At 42.9% G+C, this 22,528-nt stretch carries 26 protein-coding genes and 2 pseudogenes; 17 read left to right on the forward strand and 11 right to left on the reverse strand.

Going from position 1 to position 22,528, the window contains the following annotated elements; genetic code table 11:
- Positions 1 to 143: 143 nt before the first annotated feature.
- Positions 144 to 2,108 carry a hypothetical protein gene (locus ACE1AQ_RS07470; protein WP_008197047.1) on the reverse strand — a complete coding sequence of 655 codons (1,965 nt, stop codon included), beginning with the start codon at positions 2,106 to 2,108 and terminating at the stop codon, positions 144 to 146.
- Between the two features lie 121 nt (positions 2,109 to 2,229).
- Here ACE1AQ_RS07470 and ACE1AQ_RS07475 point away from each other — a divergent pair, with 121 nt between their 5' ends.
- Together ACE1AQ_RS07475 and ACE1AQ_RS07480 are read left to right on the forward strand one after the other, a co-directional pair.
- A complete protein-coding gene (locus ACE1AQ_RS07475) occupies positions 2,230 to 2,472 on the forward strand; it encodes a hypothetical protein (RefSeq protein WP_008197045.1) in 243 nt (80 codons plus the stop codon).
- Positions 2,473 to 2,479: 7 nt separating this feature from the next.
- Positions 2,480 to 3,295: a DUF2993 domain-containing protein gene (locus ACE1AQ_RS07480; RefSeq protein ID WP_008197044.1), complete on the forward strand. Its 816-nt coding sequence runs from the start codon at positions 2,480 to 2,482 to the stop codon at positions 3,293 to 3,295.
- Between the two features lie 51 nt (positions 3,296 to 3,346).
- Here ACE1AQ_RS07480 and ACE1AQ_RS07485 read toward each other — a convergent pair whose 3' ends face one another.
- Positions 3,347 to 3,610: a hypothetical protein gene (locus ACE1AQ_RS07485; RefSeq protein WP_374808170.1), complete on the reverse strand. Its 264-nt coding sequence runs from the start codon at positions 3,608 to 3,610 to the stop codon at positions 3,347 to 3,349.
- Here ACE1AQ_RS07485 and ACE1AQ_RS07490 point away from each other — a divergent pair.
- Positions 3,525 to 4,205: a GerMN domain-containing protein gene (locus tag ACE1AQ_RS07490; protein ID WP_008197042.1), complete on the forward strand. Its 681-nt coding sequence runs from the start codon at positions 3,525 to 3,527 to the stop codon at positions 4,203 to 4,205. The two genes, ACE1AQ_RS07485 and ACE1AQ_RS07490, sit on opposite strands and share 86 nt — an antisense overlap.
- 44 nt (positions 4,206 to 4,249) lie before the next feature.
- Here the strand turns inward: ACE1AQ_RS07490 and ACE1AQ_RS07495 are convergent, their stop codons facing one another.
- Positions 4,250 to 5,311, reverse strand: coding sequence for a mechanosensitive ion channel family protein (locus ACE1AQ_RS07495; RefSeq protein WP_110543650.1), 1,062 nt, complete (start codon positions 5,309 to 5,311; stop codon positions 4,250 to 4,252).
- Positions 5,312 to 5,495: 184 nt separating this feature from the next.
- On the opposite strand from ACE1AQ_RS07495, the gene ACE1AQ_RS07500 reads away from it, so the two are divergent.
- Complete coding sequence (locus ACE1AQ_RS07500) at positions 5,496 to 5,831, forward strand: cytochrome c (RefSeq protein WP_008197037.1); 336 nt, start codon at positions 5,496 to 5,498, stop codon at positions 5,829 to 5,831.
- Positions 5,832 to 6,241: 410 nt separating this feature from the next.
- Positions 6,242 to 6,451: pseudogene (locus tag ACE1AQ_RS07505) on the forward strand (hypothetical protein); the annotation flags it as partial.
- A 5-nt stretch (positions 6,452 to 6,456) separates the two neighbouring features.
- Here the strand turns inward: ACE1AQ_RS07505 and pip are convergent.
- Positions 6,457 to 7,407 (reverse strand): prolyl aminopeptidase, encoded by a 951-nt coding sequence (pip, locus tag ACE1AQ_RS07510; protein ID WP_110543653.1) that lies wholly within the window; start codon positions 7,405 to 7,407, stop codon positions 6,457 to 6,459.
- Between the two features lie 198 nt (positions 7,408 to 7,605).
- Between pip and ACE1AQ_RS07515 the strand changes: the two genes are divergently transcribed.
- The 9 genes from ACE1AQ_RS07515 to ACE1AQ_RS07555 all read left to right on the forward strand — a co-directional run bounded on the left by ACE1AQ_RS07515 (position 7,606) and on the right by ACE1AQ_RS07555 (position 15,761).
- Positions 7,606 to 8,997, forward strand: a complete 1,392-nt coding sequence (locus tag ACE1AQ_RS07515) for an NAD-dependent malic enzyme (protein WP_008197030.1) — start codon at positions 7,606 to 7,608, stop codon at positions 8,995 to 8,997.
- Between the two features lie 31 nt (positions 8,998 to 9,028).
- The gene (locus ACE1AQ_RS07520; RefSeq protein WP_110543655.1) at positions 9,029 to 9,763 is read left to right on the forward strand and encodes a D-alanyl-D-alanine carboxypeptidase family protein; all 735 of its coding nucleotides are present in this window, start codon (positions 9,029 to 9,031) and stop codon (positions 9,761 to 9,763) included.
- A gap of 226 nt (positions 9,764 to 9,989) precedes the next feature.
- On the forward strand, positions 9,990 to 10,334 hold the full coding sequence (locus tag ACE1AQ_RS07525) for a hypothetical protein (RefSeq protein ID WP_002754005.1): 345 nt from the start codon (positions 9,990 to 9,992) through the stop codon (positions 10,332 to 10,334).
- A 230-nt stretch (positions 10,335 to 10,564) separates the two neighbouring features.
- Complete coding sequence (locus tag ACE1AQ_RS07530) at positions 10,565 to 13,486, forward strand: HEAT repeat domain-containing protein (RefSeq protein ID WP_374808162.1); 2,922 nt, start codon at positions 10,565 to 10,567, stop codon at positions 13,484 to 13,486.
- Positions 13,487 to 13,592: 106 nt separating this feature from the next.
- Positions 13,593 to 13,856 (forward strand): type II toxin-antitoxin system Phd/YefM family antitoxin, encoded by a 264-nt coding sequence (locus tag ACE1AQ_RS07535; RefSeq protein ID WP_002750215.1) that lies wholly within the window; start codon positions 13,593 to 13,595, stop codon positions 13,854 to 13,856.
- 257 nt (positions 13,857 to 14,113) lie between these two features.
- Positions 14,114 to 14,254, forward strand: a complete 141-nt coding sequence (locus ACE1AQ_RS07540) for a DUF6888 family protein (RefSeq protein WP_371413466.1) — start codon at positions 14,114 to 14,116, stop codon at positions 14,252 to 14,254.
- On the forward strand, positions 14,238 to 14,441 hold the full coding sequence (locus ACE1AQ_RS07545; RefSeq protein ID WP_002760296.1) for a DUF6887 family protein: 204 nt from the start codon (positions 14,238 to 14,240) through the stop codon (positions 14,439 to 14,441). Before ACE1AQ_RS07540 ends, ACE1AQ_RS07545 begins: the two co-directional genes overlap by 17 nt.
- Before the next feature lie 41 nt (positions 14,442 to 14,482).
- Positions 14,483 to 15,175, forward strand: coding sequence for a HEAT repeat domain-containing protein (locus tag ACE1AQ_RS07550; protein WP_110543659.1), 693 nt, complete (start codon positions 14,483 to 14,485; stop codon positions 15,173 to 15,175).
- 1 nt (position 15,176) lies between these two features.
- Positions 15,177 to 15,761, forward strand: coding sequence for a HEAT repeat domain-containing protein (locus ACE1AQ_RS07555; RefSeq protein WP_110543662.1), 585 nt, complete (start codon positions 15,177 to 15,179; stop codon positions 15,759 to 15,761).
- Between the two features lie 171 nt (positions 15,762 to 15,932).
- Here ACE1AQ_RS07555 and ACE1AQ_RS07560 read toward each other — a convergent pair whose 3' ends face one another.
- From ACE1AQ_RS07560 to murQ, 4 genes are all read right to left on the reverse strand, one after another.
- On the reverse strand, positions 15,933 to 16,511 hold the full coding sequence (locus tag ACE1AQ_RS07560; RefSeq protein WP_008196995.1) for a triacylglycerol lipase: 579 nt from the start codon (positions 16,509 to 16,511) through the stop codon (positions 15,933 to 15,935).
- A 109-nt stretch (positions 16,512 to 16,620) separates the two neighbouring features.
- Positions 16,621 to 17,019: a DUF4164 domain-containing protein gene (locus tag ACE1AQ_RS07565; RefSeq protein ID WP_004163221.1), complete on the reverse strand. Its 399-nt coding sequence runs from the start codon at positions 17,017 to 17,019 to the stop codon at positions 16,621 to 16,623.
- A 180-nt stretch (positions 17,020 to 17,199) separates the two neighbouring features.
- Positions 17,200 to 18,690 (reverse strand): site-2 protease family protein, encoded by a 1,491-nt coding sequence (locus ACE1AQ_RS07570; protein ID WP_110543664.1) that lies wholly within the window; start codon positions 18,688 to 18,690, stop codon positions 17,200 to 17,202.
- 27 nt (positions 18,691 to 18,717) lie between these two features.
- Positions 18,718 to 19,638, reverse strand: a complete 921-nt coding sequence (gene murQ, locus ACE1AQ_RS07575) for an N-acetylmuramic acid 6-phosphate etherase (RefSeq protein WP_008196984.1) — start codon at positions 19,636 to 19,638, stop codon at positions 18,718 to 18,720.
- A 195-nt stretch (positions 19,639 to 19,833) separates the two neighbouring features.
- On the opposite strand from murQ, the gene rplU reads away from it, so the two are divergent.
- The 3 genes and pseudogenes from rplU to ACE1AQ_RS07590 form a co-directional block, all read left to right on the forward strand.
- Complete coding sequence (gene rplU, locus ACE1AQ_RS07580; protein ID WP_008196982.1) at positions 19,834 to 20,223, forward strand: 50S ribosomal protein L21; 390 nt, start codon at positions 19,834 to 19,836, stop codon at positions 20,221 to 20,223.
- Between the two features lie 34 nt (positions 20,224 to 20,257).
- Positions 20,258 to 20,527, forward strand: a complete 270-nt coding sequence (gene rpmA, locus ACE1AQ_RS07585) for a 50S ribosomal protein L27 (protein WP_002744094.1) — start codon at positions 20,258 to 20,260, stop codon at positions 20,525 to 20,527.
- Between the two features lie 83 nt (positions 20,528 to 20,610).
- Positions 20,611 to 20,706 (forward strand): annotated as a pseudogene (locus ACE1AQ_RS07590) (PEP-CTERM sorting domain-containing protein); the annotation flags it as partial.
- 32 nt (positions 20,707 to 20,738) lie between these two features.
- Here the strand turns inward: ACE1AQ_RS07590 and ACE1AQ_RS07595 are convergent.
- The 3 genes from ACE1AQ_RS07595 to accA all read right to left on the reverse strand — a co-directional run bounded on the left by ACE1AQ_RS07595 (position 20,739) and on the right by accA (position 22,499).
- Positions 20,739 to 21,092: a DUF86 domain-containing protein gene (locus ACE1AQ_RS07595; protein WP_008196973.1), complete on the reverse strand. Its 354-nt coding sequence runs from the start codon at positions 21,090 to 21,092 to the stop codon at positions 20,739 to 20,741.
- On the reverse strand, positions 21,082 to 21,372 hold the full coding sequence (locus ACE1AQ_RS07600) for a nucleotidyltransferase family protein (RefSeq protein ID WP_002736589.1): 291 nt from the start codon (positions 21,370 to 21,372) through the stop codon (positions 21,082 to 21,084). Before ACE1AQ_RS07600 ends, ACE1AQ_RS07595 begins: the two co-directional genes overlap by 11 nt.
- Positions 21,373 to 21,509: 137 nt before the next feature.
- Complete coding sequence (gene accA, locus ACE1AQ_RS07605) at positions 21,510 to 22,499, reverse strand: acetyl-CoA carboxylase carboxyl transferase subunit alpha (protein WP_008196969.1); 990 nt, start codon at positions 22,497 to 22,499, stop codon at positions 21,510 to 21,512.
- Between the last annotated feature and the right edge of the window lie 29 nt (positions 22,500 to 22,528).

Here is a 22,528-nt window from a genome sequence, read left to right on the forward strand (position 1 = left end):
CAGCTTTGGTGGGTAAAATGTATTCTAAGATACATTTCTCAAGAGCGAGGGGGTGGAACGAACCACAAAGACACAAAGGACACAAAGATCGATCGATCCTATGTCAATTAAACTTATCACACAGAACCTAGAAGAGCCCCTACTTAATGTCTTAGTCCATAATTAAAACTCAATAGCTTTAACCAGAGGCGAGGATTGTCCTTTTCTAGCCAACTTTGCGAGTTTTTTAACCATTGGGGAAACCAGGAACCAAAAAGCAGATTTTTGACTCCATCAAGGCTAAAATCGAGATAGGAACCCAACCAACGAATTAAATCCTGACTGCCGGCCATTTCTGCTATCCATAACAGTAAAGCGGGGTTTTTTCTGGCCGCTTTAATTGCTAAACGGCTAAAGGTTAACCAATCGGTTTTATCCTTAATAAAGGTTTCGGAAACCTCCGGCGGTTCGTCGGCCAATAAACCGAAAAATGTGTTTAACATGGCGTTAATTCTTTGGGGTGGTAAGGTTTTTCCTGTGGGAACCATCATTCCTTTAGAAAATAACCAAGTTACCGCCACATTACTTTGATAGGCCCGCACATTTTCTAGGTCTTTAGCTGTTAGTAAATCGTGTTTCAATGCGGTATCCAAAAGATGGGTTAAGCGCTCTAAATTACGCACCAAAGAACCGAATCCAGTAAAGATTAAGGGTGATTGCAGGGAGGCGGCATCACCGATGGCCAAAATGCGGTCAAAGGAGACAATTCGATCTTTTTTTCCTGTGCTGAAATGCCCTGGTATATAACCAAAAGTTGGTTTTTTCCAAGTTAATTTTTCTGGGTCACACTGTCGATATTCTGGCAGAATAGTAAAGAAATCTTCGTACATTTCCAACAGAGAACCGGGGTTATCGGGATGGACTTGATGATAGTGAAATAGATAGAAAGTTAATTCTTTTCCTTCCCCCGGAAACAATTCCCAAATAAGTTGTCTGCCTTTAGAAATATCGCCATGGGAATTTAAGACATCGCCATAGTGAGAATCCCACACCACTGGCTCGAATCCTTCTACTACTGCCCCCACCGTCGGACAGACACTATCAAAGGCACGCACTCCGTTTAATTGCCAAGCGATGGGAGAGGCGGAACCCATAGCATCAATCAATAAACGGCCTTTGATCTGTTGAATTTCTCCACCATGATTGATGGTGATAGTAACACTATTGGCGGTAATATCAGCCTTGATAAATTCCGTTTGATCGAGAATTTTACCGCCATGATTCTGTATTTTTTTACCGCAGGATTGCAGCAATTGATCGGAATTAATGGCGATATTTAAAACCGTGGGAGTATGGAGAATTTGGGCTTTTAGATGGGGGGGATTATTGCCATCAAAAAACTTATTAAAGCCATCGAGGTATTCTTGGAAGATTAATTCCTCGAATTCCTCGGCGGTAAATAGGCCTAAATTAATTAAACTTTGAAACTCCGATCGAGAGATATTCCATTCCCGATTCATCCGTCCGAAAGGCAGTCTTTCTACTAGGAGGACTCGATAACCTAATTTGGCCATCTGTGCCGCATGAATTGCCCCCAAGGCACCACCAATATAAATTAAGTCGTAGGCGATGGGATGCTCATTTTCCTCACTGCTGGAGAAAATTACCGGCTGCGGTTGTTGGGGATTTTTGGCACTGTCGCGCCAACGTTTTTCCCACCAGTACAAGCGTCCTAAGTCCGCCTCCCCTTGGGGCATTTTGCGGAAGTAGTGAACCGTTAGGGGGTAGTCCGCTTCTAAATCTGTAAAAATTGAGTGATTTTTTTGATCGATGTTTGGTATCGTGTTATACTGCGGCGGAAAACGCTTTTGTAAAGCTCGATCAAGCTGCTGAGTCAGGGATGTTTCTTGATTATGCGATCGCTGACCCCAGCGGAAAACTTTTAAATAAGTAGTCCGTTGCAGCGTCCAGACAAAGATCGACAATTCGATCGCCTCCGATAAGCGCAATCTCACCCCGTTAGGTGTATTTGTCTTGACACCGCTGGCAGGTTGCCAATCGGATTGTAACCACTGACAAACGGCGATCGAGTCGGGAGTCGGAATTTCTCTGTAAAGGATTTCTCTCATCTTGATTTAGCTATTACACCCAAAAATCGTCTGATTACGCTAGACTACACAAAAAGTTTTCTGAAAAAAGTTAAAAAAACTTTACATATCTAGATTAATACACAGCCAGGACCATCTGATTATGAATTATCCTATCCCGACTACCCCCGAAGAAATTGCCGCCCTCCGACAGCGTCCCGTCGATGAGGAGATGATCGCTGCTGTGATTGCGGGAATTATTAGAATGGCCCGCGCTCAGGGTCAATCTCTAGATGATCTGACTGAAGAAATTCTCGCAGAAGACCCGATTTTAGATCAAGTGCAGCGACGTTGGTTAAGTCAGCTTTTGACTAATGCTTGGCAAAATTTAGCCGGATGGATGTAGTTGAGCGATGGAATGGCTAACAATCACTCTCGCTAGTGTTTTGACCCTGTTAACTCCCGCAGGGGCAATTATCGATCGGGTTTTAGCCGATACCCTTCGCTCGCAAGTGGAAAAAGTGGAACAATTAGCCGTGAGAGTCGATAACACTCCCAATTATCAGGCTCTGCAAGGCAAAATCGATCGAGTTCGCATTTCTGCACGGGGAATTTATCCCCTTGCTGATGTTCGCATTGAGAAGATCGAGCTAGAAACTGAGCCAATTAGCCTCGATTTGCGGCGATTACAGCAAAAAAACGGCAATTTAGCCGCCGCTCTGCGCCGACCGGCTGCGGGGGCGTTGCATCTTGTCCTCACGGAAACTAATGTTAATCAAGCTTTACAATCGGCAGCGGTCAAAGAACCAATTCAGACCCTGATTAATAATCTGATTCCCTCTAGGGAAGAATTGGGCAGCACAAAATATCAATTTAGTCAAGCAAATTTTAACTTTCTTAATAATAATCGAGTTGCCCTCAGCCTGCAGCTGGAGACCCAAAGACCGGACGGCCCGGCAGCCAGCCTCGATCTTAGCCTAGAAGTGGGATTTAAGCTAGTGCAGGGGCGAAAAATCGAGCTTATTGACCCCACAGCCACTCTTAATGGTCGTCGCATCTCCTCGCGCCTTCTCAAAGGGTTTGCCGAGGGTATATCCACTCAGTTAGATTTAAAAAACTTCGAGAAACAAGGAATTATCGCCCGCCTTCTACAATTGCAGATCGACGATGATAAGCTGAGTATAGCCGCCTTTGGCAGAATTGAACCTCGATCGGGGAACCCCAATTAAATTTAACGGTCGGAAAACAGGAGATCCGAAGTGGGAATTATGAATTATGAATTATGAAGTGGGGTGGTGGGGAAGTAGGGAGACCACTTCGTGCGCGTTGCGGGGGGAGAATAAAAGCGTTCGACTGATAACTGATAACTGATAACTGATAACTGATAACTGATAACTGATAACTGATAACTGATAACTGATAACTGATAACTGATAACTGATAACTGATAACTGAATTATGCCTAGTTCTCGCTCTAGTGATAAAATCTCTTTGCCTTGGATAATTGGTATCGGCCTCGCTTTATTTACTGCTGGTGGGGCCACTGCTTGGTTTGCCGTCCATCACCTATCTTCCTCCCAGAAAACCAGTGAAAACCCGATTGAATCTCCCAGTCCGGTGCCGATAAGTCAATCACCAATTGTTGAACCGCTTTCTCCTGGTCCAGTGAAGACAAATCCGACAGCAACTCCTGCAGCTATTCCTGTTAGGGAAACTCGACAGGTTTATTGGTTAAAAGTGACCGATACGGGTAATCAATTAGTCAGCCAAGAAATTACCGTTCAAAAAGCGGATAGCCGCGAGGGAGAGTTAACAGCAGTATTGAAGATTCTATTAGCTGGTCCAAGCAATCCTCAGGATATGACTACTATTCCCCCCGGGACTAAATTACTTGATTTAAAAGTAGATAAAACGGGAATTAAGATTAATCTCTCGCGGGAGTTTGGCAATGATGATGGACCTGATATGTTGATCGGTCGTTTGGCACAAATCATCTATACTACTACCGGCAAAGATCCCAATGCTAAAGTCTGGATTCAAGTGGAAGGAAAACCCCTAGAATTGCTAGGAGAAGGCCACGGTCTTGAAGTTGCTCAACCGATGACCCGTAAGTTTTTTGAGGAGAATTATCAGTTATAAGCTGCCCGGGCATTGAAATTTTTGGTTGCCATAGCAAATTGAGATTAACTAGGGGGATTAGTGGGGGGATAGGGAAAAAAAATCGGATAGGGAATTTTAATTCCTTCTTGCTGATAGCGTCGGTGTAGGAGTTTAATAAATTCGTGTTTAATGGTGAGGTGTTGAAAAAACTCCTCTTCTACCACCCTGAGATAAACCGTCAGCAGGATACTATAGTAATCGAATTTATGATAACGAATAAAGGGTTGATAGTCACCGAGGTTAGGTTGCAATAAATGGGCGATTTCTTGCATTACTTCTAGGGTGACTTTTTCGACTTTTTCTAAGTCACTATCGTAACTAATGCCCACTTCCACGGGAATCAGTAGGGAGTTATCCGGTAAACTATAGTTACGGAAACTAGAAGAAATGATCTGAGCATTGGGAATAACTAAAAGATTATTGGTAATTTCTTCGATGACTGTGCATCTTAAATCCACATCTCGCACATAACCAGCTTCTCCAGTTCTCAGTTCAATATAATCTCCCGGTCTAACTTTTTTAGAAGTGATAATATTAATCCCTGACATTAAATTAGCTAGGGTATTTTGGAGAGCTAAACCGAGGGAGACGCCCCCAATACCAAAGGCAGTAAGCATGGGAGTGATCGAAATGCCAATCGAGCTTAAAATAAGCAAAAAACCGCAGCTAAAAATCAGAACTTTGGCGAGAAATTCAAATAGGGAAGTTAGGGAAGAAATGCCATCATCTCCCGTGGTATAAAATCGTAATATTTCCACGGATAATTGAGCAATAACCCAAGTAGCCGAAGCTAAAAAAGCCACTAGCAGCAATTTTTTGCTCAGGAGAATCAGGTAGGGAAAGAGGGGAAGATTGGGAAGGGAGAGGGCAATATTTAAACCCAAAAGTCCGAACCAAAGTATGCTTAATCCACGAAGGGAACGTAAAACCCCTTCCGAGAAACGCAGGTTTTTTTCTCTGGCAATCGATAAAAGTTGACTGACAACGCGCTTTTCTACGAGCCATCCCAACAGCAGGAAACTGAGGACGATGGTGATAGGTAGGATAATATGAGGCCAATCTTCCAGTCTGGTTAATAGGTTCATTGCTAGAGGGTTAGAAAAAGATGTACTTTTGCCTTATATTATTCCCCATTTCCCTATCTCTAGCAGCGGTGGTGGAATTTTCGGGCAAAAAGTTGCAAAATGTAAAGAGAAACTCATCTTTCCTTTGGCGGCCTTCGTGAATAGTCAGTTACTTAAACCAAAATTCGGGCTTTATCGATTCTCAATGGTTATAATCGTGGTTTTGTTCCTGATTAGCACCTATTTAATCACCTTTAATCTGGCTAAGATGTCGGATCCCTACATTAAAGAGGTGTTATCCCTACAAGGTAATGTCAGTCGCGGTTACGAAATCTTTCAAATTAACTGTGCTGCTTGTCACGGTCAGTTTGCTGATGGTATCGTTGGACCAAGTTTAGAGGACGTTTCCCATCGAAAATCGAGAATTAGTCTGATTGAACAGGTAATTAGCGGTAAAACCCCGCCAATGCCGAAATTTCAGCCTGATCCTCAAGCTATGGCCGATTTATTGGTTTATTTAGAAAATCTTTCAAAAAACTGACTCTTGGCTGAGATTGATGGTAAGCTGGGACGCGTTGAAACTGGGTAGAGAGTGGGAAGTGGGGGAAGTGGGGAAGTGGGGACGGGGGGGGGACGTGGGGGAATGGGGGAATGGGGAATTTCAACTAAAATCCGAACACCCCAAAACCCTAACACCCCAAAACCCCCCGCGCAACGCGCACGCAGTGACCACCCCAAAACCCAACCCCTGAGCAACTGATAAATTTTACTTATATAGAAAAATTTTGCTTCTATTTGGGTACGCTAGTAGAGACACTTAAGGATAAATACTTATGTCTTGGCATTCCCAAGTTGAATCGGCAATTATCCAAGGGGATTTCTGGCAAGTTAGCCAGTTTTACGAAGAACTGATAGAAAGAGAACCCCTAGAAATTAGTCATTATTGGTATTAATGCCGGCATTAGTCAGGGTATAGCTTGGAGTGATGAAGAATATGTGCAGTGGGGAATTAAGTTAGGATTAGATCAAAATTTAAGGGAAGAAATTCGTTATCAATTACGTCAATCTCGTCATACATCTACCCTCTGGAATGCCAAAAAATTTACGATAGATATGGAAAAAGCCTACGAAGAAATTTGGCAAAATCATCACGATAACTAGCTTATCTATAAATGAGAAAATTTATCGGTAGCCTCAATTAAAGCACTACGAATTCCCACTTCTGTCATCGAATGTCCCGCATCGGCAACAATGATCAATTCCGCTTCCGGCCAAGCTTGATGTAATTCCCAAGCAGAAATAATCGGACAAACAATATCATAACGTCCTTGCACGATAACCGCGGGAATATGGCGGATTTTATCAACATTTTCGATCAGTTGGTTATCCGTTTCTAAAAAACCCTTATTGACAAAATAATGGCATTCAATGCGTGCAAAAGCTTCGGCAAAATTATCCTGACCGAATCTCTCGATTAAATTGTCCGCAGGAATTAATTTGCTGGTACTTCCCTCCCAAATTGACCAAGCTTTGGCAGCTTCTAGACGGATTTGGGGGTTATCGCTAGTCAGGCGCCGATAATAAGCTGTCAGCAAATCTCCCCTTTCCTCCGGGGGAATAGGTGCTAAATAATTCTGCCAAATATCGGGAAAAATATAACTGGTTCCCTCTTGATAAAACCATTTTAATTCTTTTTCTCGCAGTAGAAAAATTCCGCGCAAAATTAAGCCTAAACAGCGTTCGGGATGGGTTTGACTGTAGGCTAAAGATAGGGTACTTCCCCAACTACCGCCAAAAACTACCCAGCGCTCGATTTTTAATAATTCTCGTAGTTTTTCGATATCTGCCACTAACAGCCAGGTGTTATTTTCTCTTAACTCAGCGTGAGGGGTACTTTTACCGCAACCCCGTTGATCAAAAAGGACAATTCTCCATTTCTGCGGATCGAAATACTGACGATAAATCCCCTCAATACCACCTCCGGGCCCGCCATGGAGAAATACTACCGGTTTACCCTGGGGATTGCCCACTTCTTCATAATAAATTGTGTGGAGAGCCGATACTTTTAAGTAACCAGTACCATAGGGATCGATCGCTGGATATAATTCTCTAGTCATATTTACAGTCTTTCTCATTAAGATGAAGTCTAACCTAATTTGCCATCTCCCCACACCCCACACCCCACACCCCACACCCCGCTCCCCTGGTATTAGGCCCAGAGAGACCCTAATAGCTAAAGAAACTGCGCGATTAGATACCAAAGTCCCTCACAGATAGAAGATAATCAATATTTATCAGTATTGGAAGCCTTCAGCATGGTTCATTTAACGCCCAATCCTAGCTATAGTTTAAGTCTCAAGATAGAAATCCCCAATCAAGCGGGAACCTTCGCTTCTGTCCTCAATGCGATCGCCGATGTGGGGGGGAATTTAGGGCAAATTTCTCTGATCGAACGCAATTTAAAGATTAGCACCCGCGAGATTATGGTTGATGCCGCTAGTACCGACCAAGCGGAACAGATTATCGCCGCAGTTAAAGCTCTACCAGATGTTAAACTTCTGAAAGTTTCCGATCGCACCTTCGATCTCCATCGTCGGGGTAAAATCTCCATTGAAAGTCGTATTCCCCTCACCTCCCAAGATGACCTGGCCATGGCCTACACCCCCGGAGTTGGTCGCATCTGCACCGCTATCGCCCACGACCCCGAACAAGTGTACTCATTGACCATCAAGGGCAACACCGTCGCTGTAGTTACCGATGGTAGCGCGGTATTAGGATTAGGAAATCTCGGGCCAGAGGCTGCCTTGCCAGTCATGGAAGGGAAAGCGATGTTATTCAAGGAATTCGCCGGAATTGATGCTTTTCCCATCTGTTTAGCCACCCAGGACCCCGAAGAAATCATCGCAACCGTCAAAAGAATCGCTCCGGTTTTTGGGGGTATTAACCTAGAGGATATCGGCGCTCCACGCTGTTTTGAAATCGAGAAACGTCTGCGAGCGGAATTAAATATTCCCGTTTTCCACGATGATCAACACGGTACAGCGATCGTTTCCCTGGCTGCCCTGATTAATGCCCTCAAATTTGTCAAAAAATCGCTTGATACAGTCAAAATCGTCATTAATGGTGCAGGTGCAGCGGGAATCGCCATCGCTACCCTCTTTAAAACCGCAGGAGCCACAGATATAATCCTCTGTGATTCCCATGGTATCCTCTCCCAAAACCGGGACGATTTAACCCCAGAAAAACAAGCTTGGGCCGTGGCCGCCAGTGGTAAGCTAGGGGATGCTCTCAAAGGCGCTGATGTCTTCCTGGGGGTGAGCGCACCGGGGGTATTGACTCCCGAAATGGTTAAGGGAATGGCTAAAAATGCGATCGTGTTTGCCATGGCTAATCCCATTCCCGAAATTCAACCGGAATTAATCAATGATTTAGTGGCCGTGGTGGCTACCGGACGCAGCGATTATCCCAATCAGATCAACAATGTTCTCGCTTTCCCCGGATTATTTCGCGGGGCCCTGGACTGTCGCGCTAGGGCAATCACCGATAATATGTATCTGGAAGCGGCCAAAGCGATCGCTTCTTTGATCACTCCTGCTAATCTCGATCGAGAGAATATTATTCCCTCGGTTTTTGATGGTCGTGTAGTTACGGCTGTGGCCGCCGCCGTTCAACAGGCTGCTCGTCAAGATGGAGTGGCCGGGGAATAATGTAATTATCGTGCAGGAGGGCAAGTAAACCGTGAAACCGATCGATGATATTCCCGAAGCTTTGCGGGACAACCAGTACAGAAAAACTACTAATCCTAATGGTCTCATAGCGATCGCAAGCGGTTTACTTGCTCTGGTGGGAACTGGCCTAATTGCCATAGCAGTCTTGAATCGTCCCCCTGCTACCGTAAAAAAACCGGTTATTAACCCCTCCCCCCTGATTAAAGCCACTCCTAGCCCCATTGAGAACATTCTAGGTCATTTACCCTATCAAGAGGCCCCGGAGACGGAATTAGCCCCTATTACTGGGGATGGTGGTATGCGTTTAAGGAAGGCAGCAGCCAAGGCTTTTATCCAGATGCAGAGTGACGCGAGAAGGTCGGGGGTGATTTTAATGCCGATTTCCGCATTTCGATCGAAAGCAACCCAAGAAAAGCTCTTTTTTGAAGTTAAAAAACAACGCAATCAGCAAACCCGCAAACGAGCAGAAGTGAGCGCACCTCCGGGTTACAGCGAACATCATACCGGTTATGCGATCGATATTGGCGATGGTCACGCTCCCGCCACAAATTTAAGTAGCAGTTTTGCCAATACTGCCGCTTTTCGTTGGTTGCAAAATAACGCTGCCCAGTATAGTTTCGAGTTATCTTTCCCTGAAAATAATCCCCAGGGTATTAATTATGAACCCTGGCACTGGCGTTTTGTCGGGGATAGTCACAGTTTAGAAACTTTTTATAAGGCCCAACAATTAGGAAAACAAAAATAGGATAACCTTATCGGCAATTGCGTCCTGTAGGGGCGAAGCATTCGGACAATAACCTATCGCTGAAACCAGAGATTTTCTATCCGAATGCTTCGCCCGTACTTTTTCAACTTTTTAGAAAACCTAACAATTAGGAAAACAAAAATAAGATAACCTTATCGGCGATCGATGGCATTTTCTGGAATTAATTACTAAAATAGGATTATATTGTATTGTGAGTGTTTCTAATATGTCCAAGCCAGTAGAATACTTAACAAATGAGCAAGGGGAACGAGTTGGGGTTTTATTAGACTGGAACACCTATTCTCGATTTGCCAATTCATTAGGACTCGATGAAGATTGTTTGATTGGTTTGAGTGTGGATGAATTAAAAGCGCTGGCAAGTTGTCAATTGTCCCTCGTAGAGCAAACCCGTTTAGATGATTTAGTGACGAGAAATGCAGAATCTTTACTCTGCGCTGATGAAGTAGCTGAGTTAGATGAGTTGTTGGCAAAAACAGATCAATTAACAATTCTTAAAACTCGTGCCAGATATACGCTAAAGTGCTTGGAACAAGGTACGACAGCAGCGTGAGTGTTTATATTCGGATGGGGTTTTCCCGGTCTGACAGGAGAGAGGGATGCAGAAACTCCGATTCTATCTTGTAAGTCATGACCAAATCTTCTTAGCCTACAATTAAAAATAAGCAAGGTAGGGTTGATTCATAGTAGGGTTGATTCATGAATCAACCCTACCCCTGCTAGGGGTTGGGGGGTTGCCTTTTTCCTCGTCTCAACAGGTAATTTAAATACTTGACAGCATCAATGATTGACTGGACTCCCTATCTCAAATCAATCTCGGAAAAGTACGCCCAGTGGGAGACATTTTACACCCTCACGGACGTAGAGGGAAAAACACGCCCAGCGAAAACTGCACCTTTGCTAAGGGATTTGTGGGTACAGACGATTGAAAAAGAACCACAAAACCGACAAGAAAGACCAGAAAGACCAGAAAAACCCGAAAGATTCACTGTTTTAGATGGTTTACGCAAGTATGCAACTAATCACGTTCTTTTAAAAGGTCGTCCCGGTTCAGGAAAATCGACCGCTTTAGCCAGATTATTATTAGAAGAATCCGTAGCGGTGCAAAGCTTGCGCCTAAATCAACAAAATCAGGCTAAAATCATTCAAATTCCCATTCTCATCGAATTACGCTTGTATGAAACCTCAATTCTTGATTTAATTTTACAATTCCTGCAACGCCATAAATTAATTATTGATAGTAATACCCTAGAAAGTTGGCTGTTAGAAAATCAGAATTTTAGACCATTATTATTATTTGATGGTATCAATGAATTGCCCTCAGATACTGCACGACAGAATTTAAAAAACTTTCGCCAGCAGTATGCAGAAATTTCGATGATTTTCACCACAAGGGATTTAGGCAGCGACGACTTAAACATTGAAAAAAAGCTGGAAATGCTTCCCCTGACTGAACCACAGATGCGGGATTTTGTCAAGGCCTATTTGCCTGAAAAAGGCGAAGAAATGCTTAAACAGTTGGGAAATCGTCTCAAGGAATTGGGAGAAACCCCCCTGCTTTTGTGGATGCTTTGTTCAGTTTTTGATGATAATCAGAACAAAATTCCTGCTAATTTGGGCTTAGTTTTCCAGATTTTTACAGGAATTTATGACAAGAAATTAAAAGCAGATGTTTCTACTTACCAAGAATCGCGGGATTGGTGGCGAGAATTGCTGCAAGTGTTAGCTTGGAAAATGACCCAAGGGGAGTCAAAAACCGAGATTCAAGTGGCTATTTCCCGAACAGAAGCAGAGGAAGAATTAAGCAAATTTATCAAAAATAAAGGATTCCCAGAATATTACGGTAAGCAGTGGTTAAAGGATTTATTGAAATATCATCTAATTCACCTAGAAGGTAATGATAAAATTGCTTTTCGCCATCAACTGATTCAAGAATATTACACGGCTGAGGAATTAAAGAAAAAGTTACCCCATCTCAGGGATGAGCAGTTAAAGTGGGACTATTTAAATTATCTCAAATGGACGGAACCTATGGCGTTGCTGTTGGGGTTATTGGATAATGAAACCCAAGCAAAACGGGTGGTTAAATTAGGTTTAGAGATTGATTTAAAATTAGGAGCGAGGTTAGCAGGAGAAGTCAACTTTAAGTTTCAAAAGCAGACAGTGGGGTTAGTGCTTGGGTTGGATGTGCCGAAACGGTTTAAGGTGGAGTTATTGGGATTAACAAAGTCTAATCAAGTTGTTAATCAGTTAAGTCAAGCTTTAGAAGACTCTGATGAGGATGTTCGTGGGAACGCAGTCGAGGCTTTGGCTAATATTGGCTCAGAAACAGCCATTCCGGGATTACTCAAGGCTTTAGAAGACTCTCATGAGTATGTTCGTAGGAAGGCAGCCGAGGTTTTGGCTGAGATTGGCTCAGAAACAGCGATTCCGGGATTACTCAAGGCTTTAGAAGACTCTGATTGGAATGTTCGTTGGAACGCAGCCTTCGCTTTGGGTAATATTGGCTCAGAAACAGCTATTCCGGGATTACTCAAGGCTTTAAAAGACTCTGATAGGTTTGTTCGTTGGAACGCAGCCGAGGCTTTGGGTAATATTGGCTCAGAAACAGCGATTCCGGTGTTACTCAAGGCTTTAGAACACTTTGATGGGTTTGTTCGTAGGGAGGCAGCCGCGGCTTTGGGTAAGATTGGTTCAGAAACAGCGATTCCGGGATTACTCAAGGCTTTAGAAGACTCTAATAAGGATGTTCGCAAGAAGGCAGCCTTCGCTTTGGGTAAGATTGGCTCGGAAATAGCGATTGCGGGGTTACTCAAGGCTTTAGAAGACTCTGATGAGTATGTTCGTAGGTACGCAGCCTTCGCTTTGGGTAAAATTAGCTCAGAAACAGCGATGACTGAACTTATCAAATGCCTGAAAAATCCTGATTTTGTCACATTAAATAATGGCGATACTCTCTCTCAAGCTAGAGAAGCACTAGACACAATTCAAAACAAACTTAAATACTATCACCCCCTCTCCCAACCCATGAATCAACAAGTTTACATCTCCTACAACTGGCAAGAAGACAGCAACGAAATGGCTAATCAACTCGTCCAAGCATTTGACGCTAAAGGAATTGAGATTATTCGGGATAAAACCCACACCAGCTATAAAGACTCCATCAAAAACTTTATGCGGCAAATTGGACGGGGGAAATGTGTCGTCGCCGTCATCAGCGATAGATACTTAAAATCAGAAAACTGTATGTTTGAATTAGTAGAAATTGCCAGAAATGGTGACTTTTATCAAAGAATATTCCCGATTATTTTACCAGATGCCAGAAGAATTCATAAAGCCATCGAAAGATTACAATATATCCGACATTGGGAAGGACGTATTCAAGAATTAGAAAATGCCATGCACTCAGGCGGTTTAGCCAATCTGCAAGGCATTACCGATGACCTCAATTTATACACCGAAATCCGCCACCGCATCGCCTCCCTAACCGACATTCTTAAGGATATGAATACTCTCGATATCAACTTACACCGCCAATCGGAATTTGCAGCTATGATTGAAGCAGTAGAAACTAAACTTGCAGAGGATGGTCAAAAATTATCTAATCAATCTCCAGTCAAGTCAGAATCTAAATATACTATCCATGCCAAAAACGTCCAGATTATTGAAAAAGGTGATGGACAGATTCAGGATTCTAGTTCGTAGTTGTGCTTAAGCGGGTGCGTCTCGCATTTGCAGAAATACCGAAAACTTTTCGCCTTAAAAGGCGAGGTTTTAAACCCGATTTTTTTGATAACTTTTAATTGCTGACATGACTAAATATCTAAACATTACTGAAACAGGACAAAAGCTGGTTGAATGGTCTGAGCAAATGACTGACGAACCTATTATTATTACCAAAGAAGGTCAACCCATTATGGTTGCCCTGAATTACGCTCAAATTGAATCTTGGTTAGAAACTCTTGATATTTTACAAGACAAAGAGTTTGCCGAAATCCTATCTGAAGCAATTCAACAGGATCAATCAGGACAAAGAATTACTTGGGAAGATGCTAAAAAACAACTCGGTTGGTAACTGCTAAACCAATAGGTTCTTGCTGAATCGTCAGATATACACCTATTACTTTTTCAGAGATAGCCAGTTTTGGAGAGGATAGTCAAAATATTCCTAACTCTACTACAAAAACCTCGTCCTCATCATCTACTCAATCTCAAGGACTGTAGGATGCTATACTTCTCACAGGGATAAACTGGTAAATTGGAGGAAAAATCCATCAATAATGATACCCACCCCCCCAACAGATGCTTACTTGCCTTAGAATGTGTTAAACCCTGTCTAATTTCTATACCGATATTCATCTATTTCGCTGTGATGAAAAACGCAAGGAGATTTATATACTAGCAGGTGAAACTCTTAGCTTTATCATATTAACTAACGGAAATGTGGAGTTTGAAGATGAATCATCAACCTGATTTTTGCCAAATGTCTCGCCCCGAATTAAGAAAATATGTCCTCTCCCATCGAGAAGATGATGAAGCCTTAAGAATTTATATGGATAGAATGCGAACTGAACCAGGTGTAACTCGATTTACCCTGACTCCTAGTCCGGAAGATATGAAGAAATTAGAAGAATTTCTCAGGGCAAAAATTGATAAATAAAATCAATTTTTTTAACAACTAATCACCAAATAGAAAACAATATGATTAAAATTAATGAATATACCAAAATCGCCGTTAATTCCCTCTCTAAAAAACTAGATGATAACCACCCCGAAATTCGCGCTAAAGCGGCTGAATCTTTGGGGAGAATTGGCTCGGAAACAGCCATTCCGGGGTTACTCAAGGCTTTAGAAGACTCTGATGGGTTTGTTCGTATCAAAGCAGCCGAGGCTTTGGGTAATATTGGCTCGGAAACAGCCATTGCGGGGTTACTCAAGGCTTTAGAAGACTCTTATTTTGAGGTTTGTGGGTACGCAGCCGAGGCTTTGGGTAAGATTGGTTCAGAAACAGCGATTGCGGGGTTACTCAAGGCTTTAGAAGACTCTCATTGGAATGTTCGTATCAAAGCAGCCGAGGCTTTGGGTAAGATTGGCTCAGAAATAGCCATTCCGGGGTTACTCAAGGCTTTAGAAGACTCTGATGAGTATGTTCGTATGTACGCAGCCGAGGCTTTGGGTAAAATTGGCTCGGAAGCAGCGATTGCAGAGTTACTCAAGGCTTTAGAAGACTCTAATAAAGATGTTCGTAGGAACGCAGCCGAGGCTTTAGGTGAAATTGGACTAGAAGAAGCTATTCCCGCTTTAATCAATGCCTTATCCGATGAAGAAGATAGCGTTCGTTTCAGTGCCACCGATGCAATCGGTAAAATTGGTTCTCGTTATGCCTTAACCTAAAATGGCACTCAAGCCTGACTATTTACAGCTAGTTATTGAAGCCTTTTCCAAAAGGCTAAAACATTCCGATGCTCAAATGCGAATAAAAGCCGCTCAATGTCTCGGAAAAATGGGTGATGAATCAATAATTCCTCTCCTATGTCAGGCCTTAGAAGCAGAAAATGATCTCGCTGTTCAATTCTCTATTATGGATGCTATAGTCTTAATAGATAACTTAACTTCAGAAACACCTATGTCAGAAAATACTCAAGGCTCTAAATACAACATTGTTCAACCCCAAAACGTCCAGATTATTGAACAAGGTGATGGCATTATTCATAATTACGCCACACCCCAAAATTTAGCCGAAGCCGCCCAAGAAATCCAACAACTTATCAGCCAACTCACCCAAACTTATTCCACTAATACCGAAATTGAAAAACAAACTTTTGTCGCACAAGTTGACGCAGAAATCAAGAAAAATTCTCACCTAAGAAACATTTTAATCACGGGAGGAATTGAATTAATTAAAGTCCTCTGTCCTCCCCTCGGTATTCCCATTGAAATGGGTAAAAAATGGCTAGAAACTGCTAATTTAAGTGATTAAACCTAGAGGTTTAATAATCTTCTAATGATACAAATCCCGAAGTCCGCCGCTGATGCGTTTCATTTTTGAATTAGCACAATTATAACCATAAGTCAAGCTTTTTTGATGATAATTAACTTTTTTGTTGGTGATATTTTGACCTTGTTCTGGTATTGGAGACAACCAGTATTTCTATTCTAATAAAGTATCTTTAATTGTTGTTAAAACTTTGCTATCTTTGACCATCCAAGCATGGAGCAATACGGGAATCGAAATTTCTTTACCCACCGATAAACGGGAACTATGGGCAGGAAATATCATTAAATCGTAGGGAGTCCAGATAATTGTGGTTTTAATTTTATTTAAAATTTGTTGACAATCTTGATTTAAATCCTCTAGAAATTGACTCCCGGGCTGCATTTGTCTAATCCCATCTAAGGGTAAACTATACGCGGTTAACGTGCCTCGATTCGGTGCAGAAATATTTAGGTAACGTTGCACTCTTGCCACTCCTCCCAATCTTTGCAGGTAGTAGCGGGTAATTAATCCTCCCATACTAAACCCAATCAGATCTACTTTCTGCTCTTTAGCAAAGTTTTTCTCGATATAATTCTCCACTTGACCAGCTAAAACTTCTAACTTTTTGTAACCATGATTGGGAATTAGGTTAAAACTATGCACCTGCCAACCATGATAGTTTAAATACTCGCTCATCGGTTTAAAAACAGCAGTAGTGTCCAGAAAACCATGCACCAAAACAACGGGATTCATAGATGAGATTTTATCCTTGAATTCTGAATCTATTCTAACGAATGATCGGGGTAATGAGCGAAAAATTTTGGGGAAGAGCCTATCTACTAGGTACGGCTACCGGCAACTTCTAAGGATTAGGGAAAAAACCAAAAAGTTTAGCGGCACCTCCTAAAATAGCGACCACCAATGCTATCAGAATTCCTCGATTGGTGAATTCCTGATAGGCAACCCTTGCAGTTAATCCATTGATTTTTTCGTCTAAAGCTTTAATATCTCCCTTGAGTTCGGCCTGTCCTATTTCTACTTTAGTTAACCGGTCTTCTACCTTGTCAAATCTCTCATCAATACGGTTTTCCAGAGAGTCGATTTTCTCATCAATACGTTTTTCCAGAGAGTCGATTTTCTCATCAATACGTTTTTCCAGAGAGTCGATTTTCTCGTCAAGGCGTTTTTCCAGAGAGTCGATTTTCCCCTCAATCCTTGTCAGGACAGCTTCTAGGGAATAAGTGACAGTTTCGTTAGACATTTTAAGCAACTCCAAAAGTCAAATCTTCAGGGGTAAATGCTGGAGGCTATATTTTACGGAAAAATCAGGGGTCTATAGGCGCACACGGATTCCCATTATAAGAAAATTATAAGTCAAGACTTGAGTTTTTGTCAAGCTTTTTTTTGACGGCAATCAATGGCAAGAATTTCGGGGAAGTATTTAGCCACCGATGCCTAACCGTCCCGCTAAACTAGGGCTTAAAGGAATCAGAGTCGCCAACATTAAAAAGAGTAGTAATAAACCCCAACCGGCGCGGGTGTCATCGGGTTCGGTTAACTCGTTTAAACTCGGTCTTTCCAACTCTCTTTGTAAAAAAGCGACTAAAATTGTCCAATAGAGAGGAATCGGATTACTGGGATTAACTAAGGAAATAATGCCCAAAATGACCAAAGTGGCCACAGTGGTGCGGCGGGCAATTTTGCGACCATAAATAGCCTGAACAATTCTGCCACCATCTAACTGTCCAGCAGGCAGTAAATTAAGGGCGGTAATCACCAATCCTAACCAACCGATAACAGTTAAAGGATGCACGGAGATAACGGCATTTTGTAACTCGTCGCCCAAAACTATCCGCGCTAAAAAACTCACTAAAATTGAACTTTGGAAAAAGGTACTAGGGATTTGAAAAAGGCTGGCCGAATTAGATAAAGTCAGTCCAACGATTAACAAGATTAAAGAAACCAAACCGCCCAAAGCAGGACCAGCGAAAGCTATATCAAATAGAACACTGCGGTTAGGTAATAAAGATTCAAAACGAGTAATCGCCCCAAAAGAACCAATCTGCCAAGTGGGAAGAAAATAGGGTAAACTGAGACGAACATTATGGCGTTTAGCGATAATTAGATGACCGATTTCGTGGGCAATTAATACCGACCATAAACCCAAACTCAGGGGAATTGCTTCTCGATATCTCTGCCAATTACTAAACAAATCAAAACCCAATAAAATTCCCGCCGCTTCTAAGCTAGTGACAATGGTGGCGACTAACAAAACTAAAGAGAGATTTTTTTGAGCAAGAGTGGCAGGACTAGGATCGTTAGTTTTGGGAAGGATAATTACCACAGGTTTTTCCTCGGTTCCTTCCACCAGAAATAAACGATATTTGTCGCCAAAATGATTACTTAATTTCTGGGTTAAGCGAGAGTGAACGCTATCTGGTTCTCCCCGTAAATTGCCTTTAAAAATTGCCCCTTCCTGAAAAGAGATAGTCTCGGTGGCAAAAAAAGTATCTATCCCAAAAATACTCTGAATAACTTTTAGATCCTGTTCGGAAATTGGCATCACATCCGGCACAATTGCTGTCACCGCTGCCTGGATTTCTAGAGGAGTAACGGACTGGCTAACTGCCTGGTTAACTTTCGGTTCAATTATCTGATTGGTTTTGAGTAAGCGTAAACGGTTGCCCAAATAAATATAGATAATGGTGGAAGCAACCAGTAAAAAGAGAATTACCGCTAGATTGAGATAAATTCCCGCCGCAAATAGCCCGAAAAAAATTAACCAAGGAGCGATTAGTACCAAGGATTGTAACCAAGGTAAAATTCCCAGTTGGCCGTAGGGTTTAGCTCGATAAAAACTCCAAGTCAAGATAGCACCAGCGACGAGGAAAATAACAGCGACCGCAGCAATTTCCGAAGAAATATTAACCATAGGAAAGTCAAAATCAATAGGTTTTTATCAATCAATTTGATTATAAGCTTGCAGGGCAGCCCGTAATTGCCCTCGATGCTTTTGTAACAATTCTTGTCCTGCCGCCGCCGAAAGTCCCGTTTTCTGCATTAACAAAGCCAGTTTAACCCGGCGGCCACTTTTTTCCAGCAAAATAGCCGCTTCCTCACGACTAATATCGCTAAGGTTACAGATAATCCGCAGGGCGCGGTCATGGAGTTTATGATTAGTAACAGCCACATCGACCATCTGGTTGCCGTACACCTTGCCTAACATTACCATTGTCCCTGTGGAAAGGATATTTAAAGCCATTTTCGTCACCGTTCCCGCTTTCAGACGGGTGGAGCCGGCCAGAAGTTCTGGTCCGGTCAATAAGCGGATATCCACATCCACCGCGATTTCCACCTGTTCGGCGGGGACACAACTAATGGCAATCGTCGTCGCACCTCGCTGTTTTGCCGCCTGTAAAGCCCCGTGAACGTAGGGGGTAGTACCCCCGGCGGTAATCCCCACTACCACGTCTAATTCGTGAATTTCTCGCTGGGCAATCACGGCCGCCCCATCTTCCGCTTTATCCTCCAAATCTTCGGAACTACGCACCAGCGCCGCCGCTCCACCAGCAATAATTCCCTGTACCAATTCCGGGGGAGTGCAGAAGGTGGGAGGACATTCGGCCGCGTCCAAAACCCCCAGCCGGCCACTGGTTCCCGCCCCAATGTAAAAGAGTCTGCCACCTTTAGCCAGAGCTTGACCGGTCAGGGAGATTGCTAGGGCCAATTCTTGCCGGGCCATGGCGATCGCTTTTAGGGTTTGGGCATCCTCGCGATTGAACAGATCCACCAATTCGAGCGGGTTTAATTGGTCTAAATTTAGGCTGTTTGGGTTAATTTGTTCGGTTAACAGGTGTCCTCTGCTTTCCCACTGTTCCATAACGGTTTAATTGAGCTTTTTGTAAGATTATTTTTAGTATATAGCGAATCGGTGGGCTAAAAGCTTGACAATTGCCCCCCGAATATTAGATGATAGTAAATTGTGTCAATTCCTGCTCGGATCAGGTGAAGACATTAGCACAAAAGCTGGAATTTTTTTCGGCTACCTGTACGGCAAAACGAGCGCAGAAAATTTATGAGTTACGCGATTATTGAGACCGGTGGCAAACAGATTCGGGTGGAACCCGGTCGCTATTACGATATCGAACTTCTTCCCGTCGATGAACAAAGTACCCATACCATCGACAAAGTGCTATTAATCCATGATGAGGATGATATTAGCATCGGTCAGCCCTTTATCGAAGGGGCCACCGTCGAAGGCACTGTCATACAACATCGTCGGGGCAAAAAAGTTATTGTCTATAAAATGCGCCCGAAAAAGAAAACCCGTAAAAAACGCGGTCATCGTCAAGAAATTACCCGTTTTATGATTGATTCAATCAATTATAACGGTAAAACCCTAGTCGCCACTGCTGCTACCTCCGTCGCTGAAGTTGTGGAAGATAGTAGCGATGAAGAAGAATAACTTTTAGAATCAAAAAAGCATTTGGAGAGAAATTATGGCTCATAAGAAAGGTACGGGTAGTACCCGCAACGGACGCGATTCTCGTTCCCAACGCCTAGGCGTTAAGCGCTACGGTGGTCAAGTGGTAAAAGCGGGAAATATTCTCATCCGTCAACGGGGTACTAAAGTTCACCCGGGTAAAAATGTCGGTCGTGGTGGCGATGATACTTTATTCGCTTTAATTGATGGTGTGGTCAAATTTGAATACAAGGATAAAAGTCGCCGTCAAGTTAGCGTTTATCCTGCTGAAGTTAGCGCCAGTTAATCGACTCTCTCGACATCATGGTGTCAATTGCGCCCCGACATTACTACATATTAGTTGTTCTGTGGGGGCGTAGGACTCAAGCACTCCTCACCCCCGCTACTCTTGGTGCAGCTTCAAACCTCAAGGGCAAACTAAAACCCTCCCAATCCAGCGAAAAAGAAACCACAAAAGTAGGCTAAATTGCCCGATAAATATGACAAATGCCCCGCAACTATTCTGTTTTTTTTTCCCTTGACAATACTTCTTGTAGTTGTGGTACTAAGGTCGGCAAATCTTCTCGAATTGTTGCCCAAATTCTACTTAAATTAACTTGAAAATATTCGTGAGTTGCAACATTTCTCATTCCTGCCATTAAACGCCAAGGAATAAGAGGATAGCGAGACTGAATTTCCTTCGGTACATTTCTAGTTGCTTCTCCGATAATAATAAAATCATAGAGAACCGCTTTGATATTTGTTTGATTCTTGGCAAATTCCTCAAACGTCATTGCCTTTGTTCGCTGTTCAATTTCACTGATAGATTCTAAAATGTCTTGAAGGCGAAGTCGCCAATCTCTAGAAGGCATTGATCAGATCCTCAAGCACAGGTTCCCGTAAATGTTCTCTTAAGGCATCCTGAGTTCCTAAATCCACAGAGCATCCCAGAATATCTTCTAAATAATACTGTACTTGCAGAAGTTGAAAAAAACCACCTTGTCGATCGAATTCTACTAACAAATCTACATCACTATCGGCATCAGCTTCATCCCTGGCCACTGAACCAAATAAAGACAAAGATTTCACCCCTAGTTTTTGTAACTGTTCTCGGTGTGCCTCTAGAATTGCCAGCACCTCGTCCCGTTTCATTTGGTGTGTCTTTGAACCTGCCATCAATATTATAGCTTTGTCGGTGCAACCCTTAAACTGAAGCTGAAATCTTCCAAATCTACAAAACAAACTAATCACTGAAAACTCACATCTGATAACTGCTCACCGATCACTGATTAAGCTGTAGCCTCTAAAAATACGCCTAAATTGCGGAATTTTTGATAACGAGATTCGCGCCGTTGTTGGGGTGTTAACAAAGATAAAGTCTCTAAATTGTCACTAATAGCGGCTTTTAAATTGGCTGCCGCTTTAATCGGATCAGCATGGGCTCCTCTGGAGGGTTCAGGAACGATCTGATCGATAATATTTAACTCTTTTAAATCTTTTGAGGTAATTTTGAGGGCAACTGCTGCTTTATCGGATTTTTTGGCATCTTTCCAGAGAATGGCGGCACAAGCTTCGGGAGTCGCCACGGTATAGACAGAATGCTCTAACATTAATAGGCGATCGCCAACACCAATACCCAAAGCACCGCCGGAACCACCTTCGCCAATAACAGTACAAATGATCGGCACATCTAAACGGAACATTTCCCGAAGATTATAGGCGATCGCTTCTCCTTGACCTAATTTTTCCGCTTCCACCCCCGCCCAGGCGCCGGGGGTGTCAATAAAGGTTAAAATTGGCTGATTAAACTGATGGGCGTGTTCCATTAAACGCATGGCTTTACGATAACCACCGGGGGCAGCCATGCCGAAATTTCTAGCCACATTATCCTTAGTATCCCGGCCTTTTTGATGTCCGATAATCACCACGGGACGACCGTTAAGACGGGCAACACCACCCACAAGGGCAGGATCGTCGTAACCACAGCGATCACCGTGTAACTCGAACCATTCATCGGTGATGGCTTGAATATAGTCTAGGGTACTGGGGCGCCGGGGATGACGGGCTAATTGTAGCCTTTGGGAAGGGGTAAGATTGCTAAAAATTTCACGACGTAATTGATTAGCTCGTTCGTCTAGTTGACCAATTTGTTCCGAGACATCCACGCCATTTTCTTGGGCTAATTCTTTAATCTGTTCGATGCGAGATTCTAATTCGTAGAGGGGTTTCTCAAAATCTAGGAGAAAAATCTTTTTCTCGGTAGTCTCGTTTTTGCTCATAGGTTAGTGGCTAGAAGTTTACTGTTTGC

The organism is Microcystis sp. BLCC-F209, from assembly GCF_041928595.1.
In the GTDB taxonomy this organism is placed as follows: Bacteria; Cyanobacteriota; Cyanobacteriia; order Cyanobacteriales; family Microcystaceae; genus Microcystis.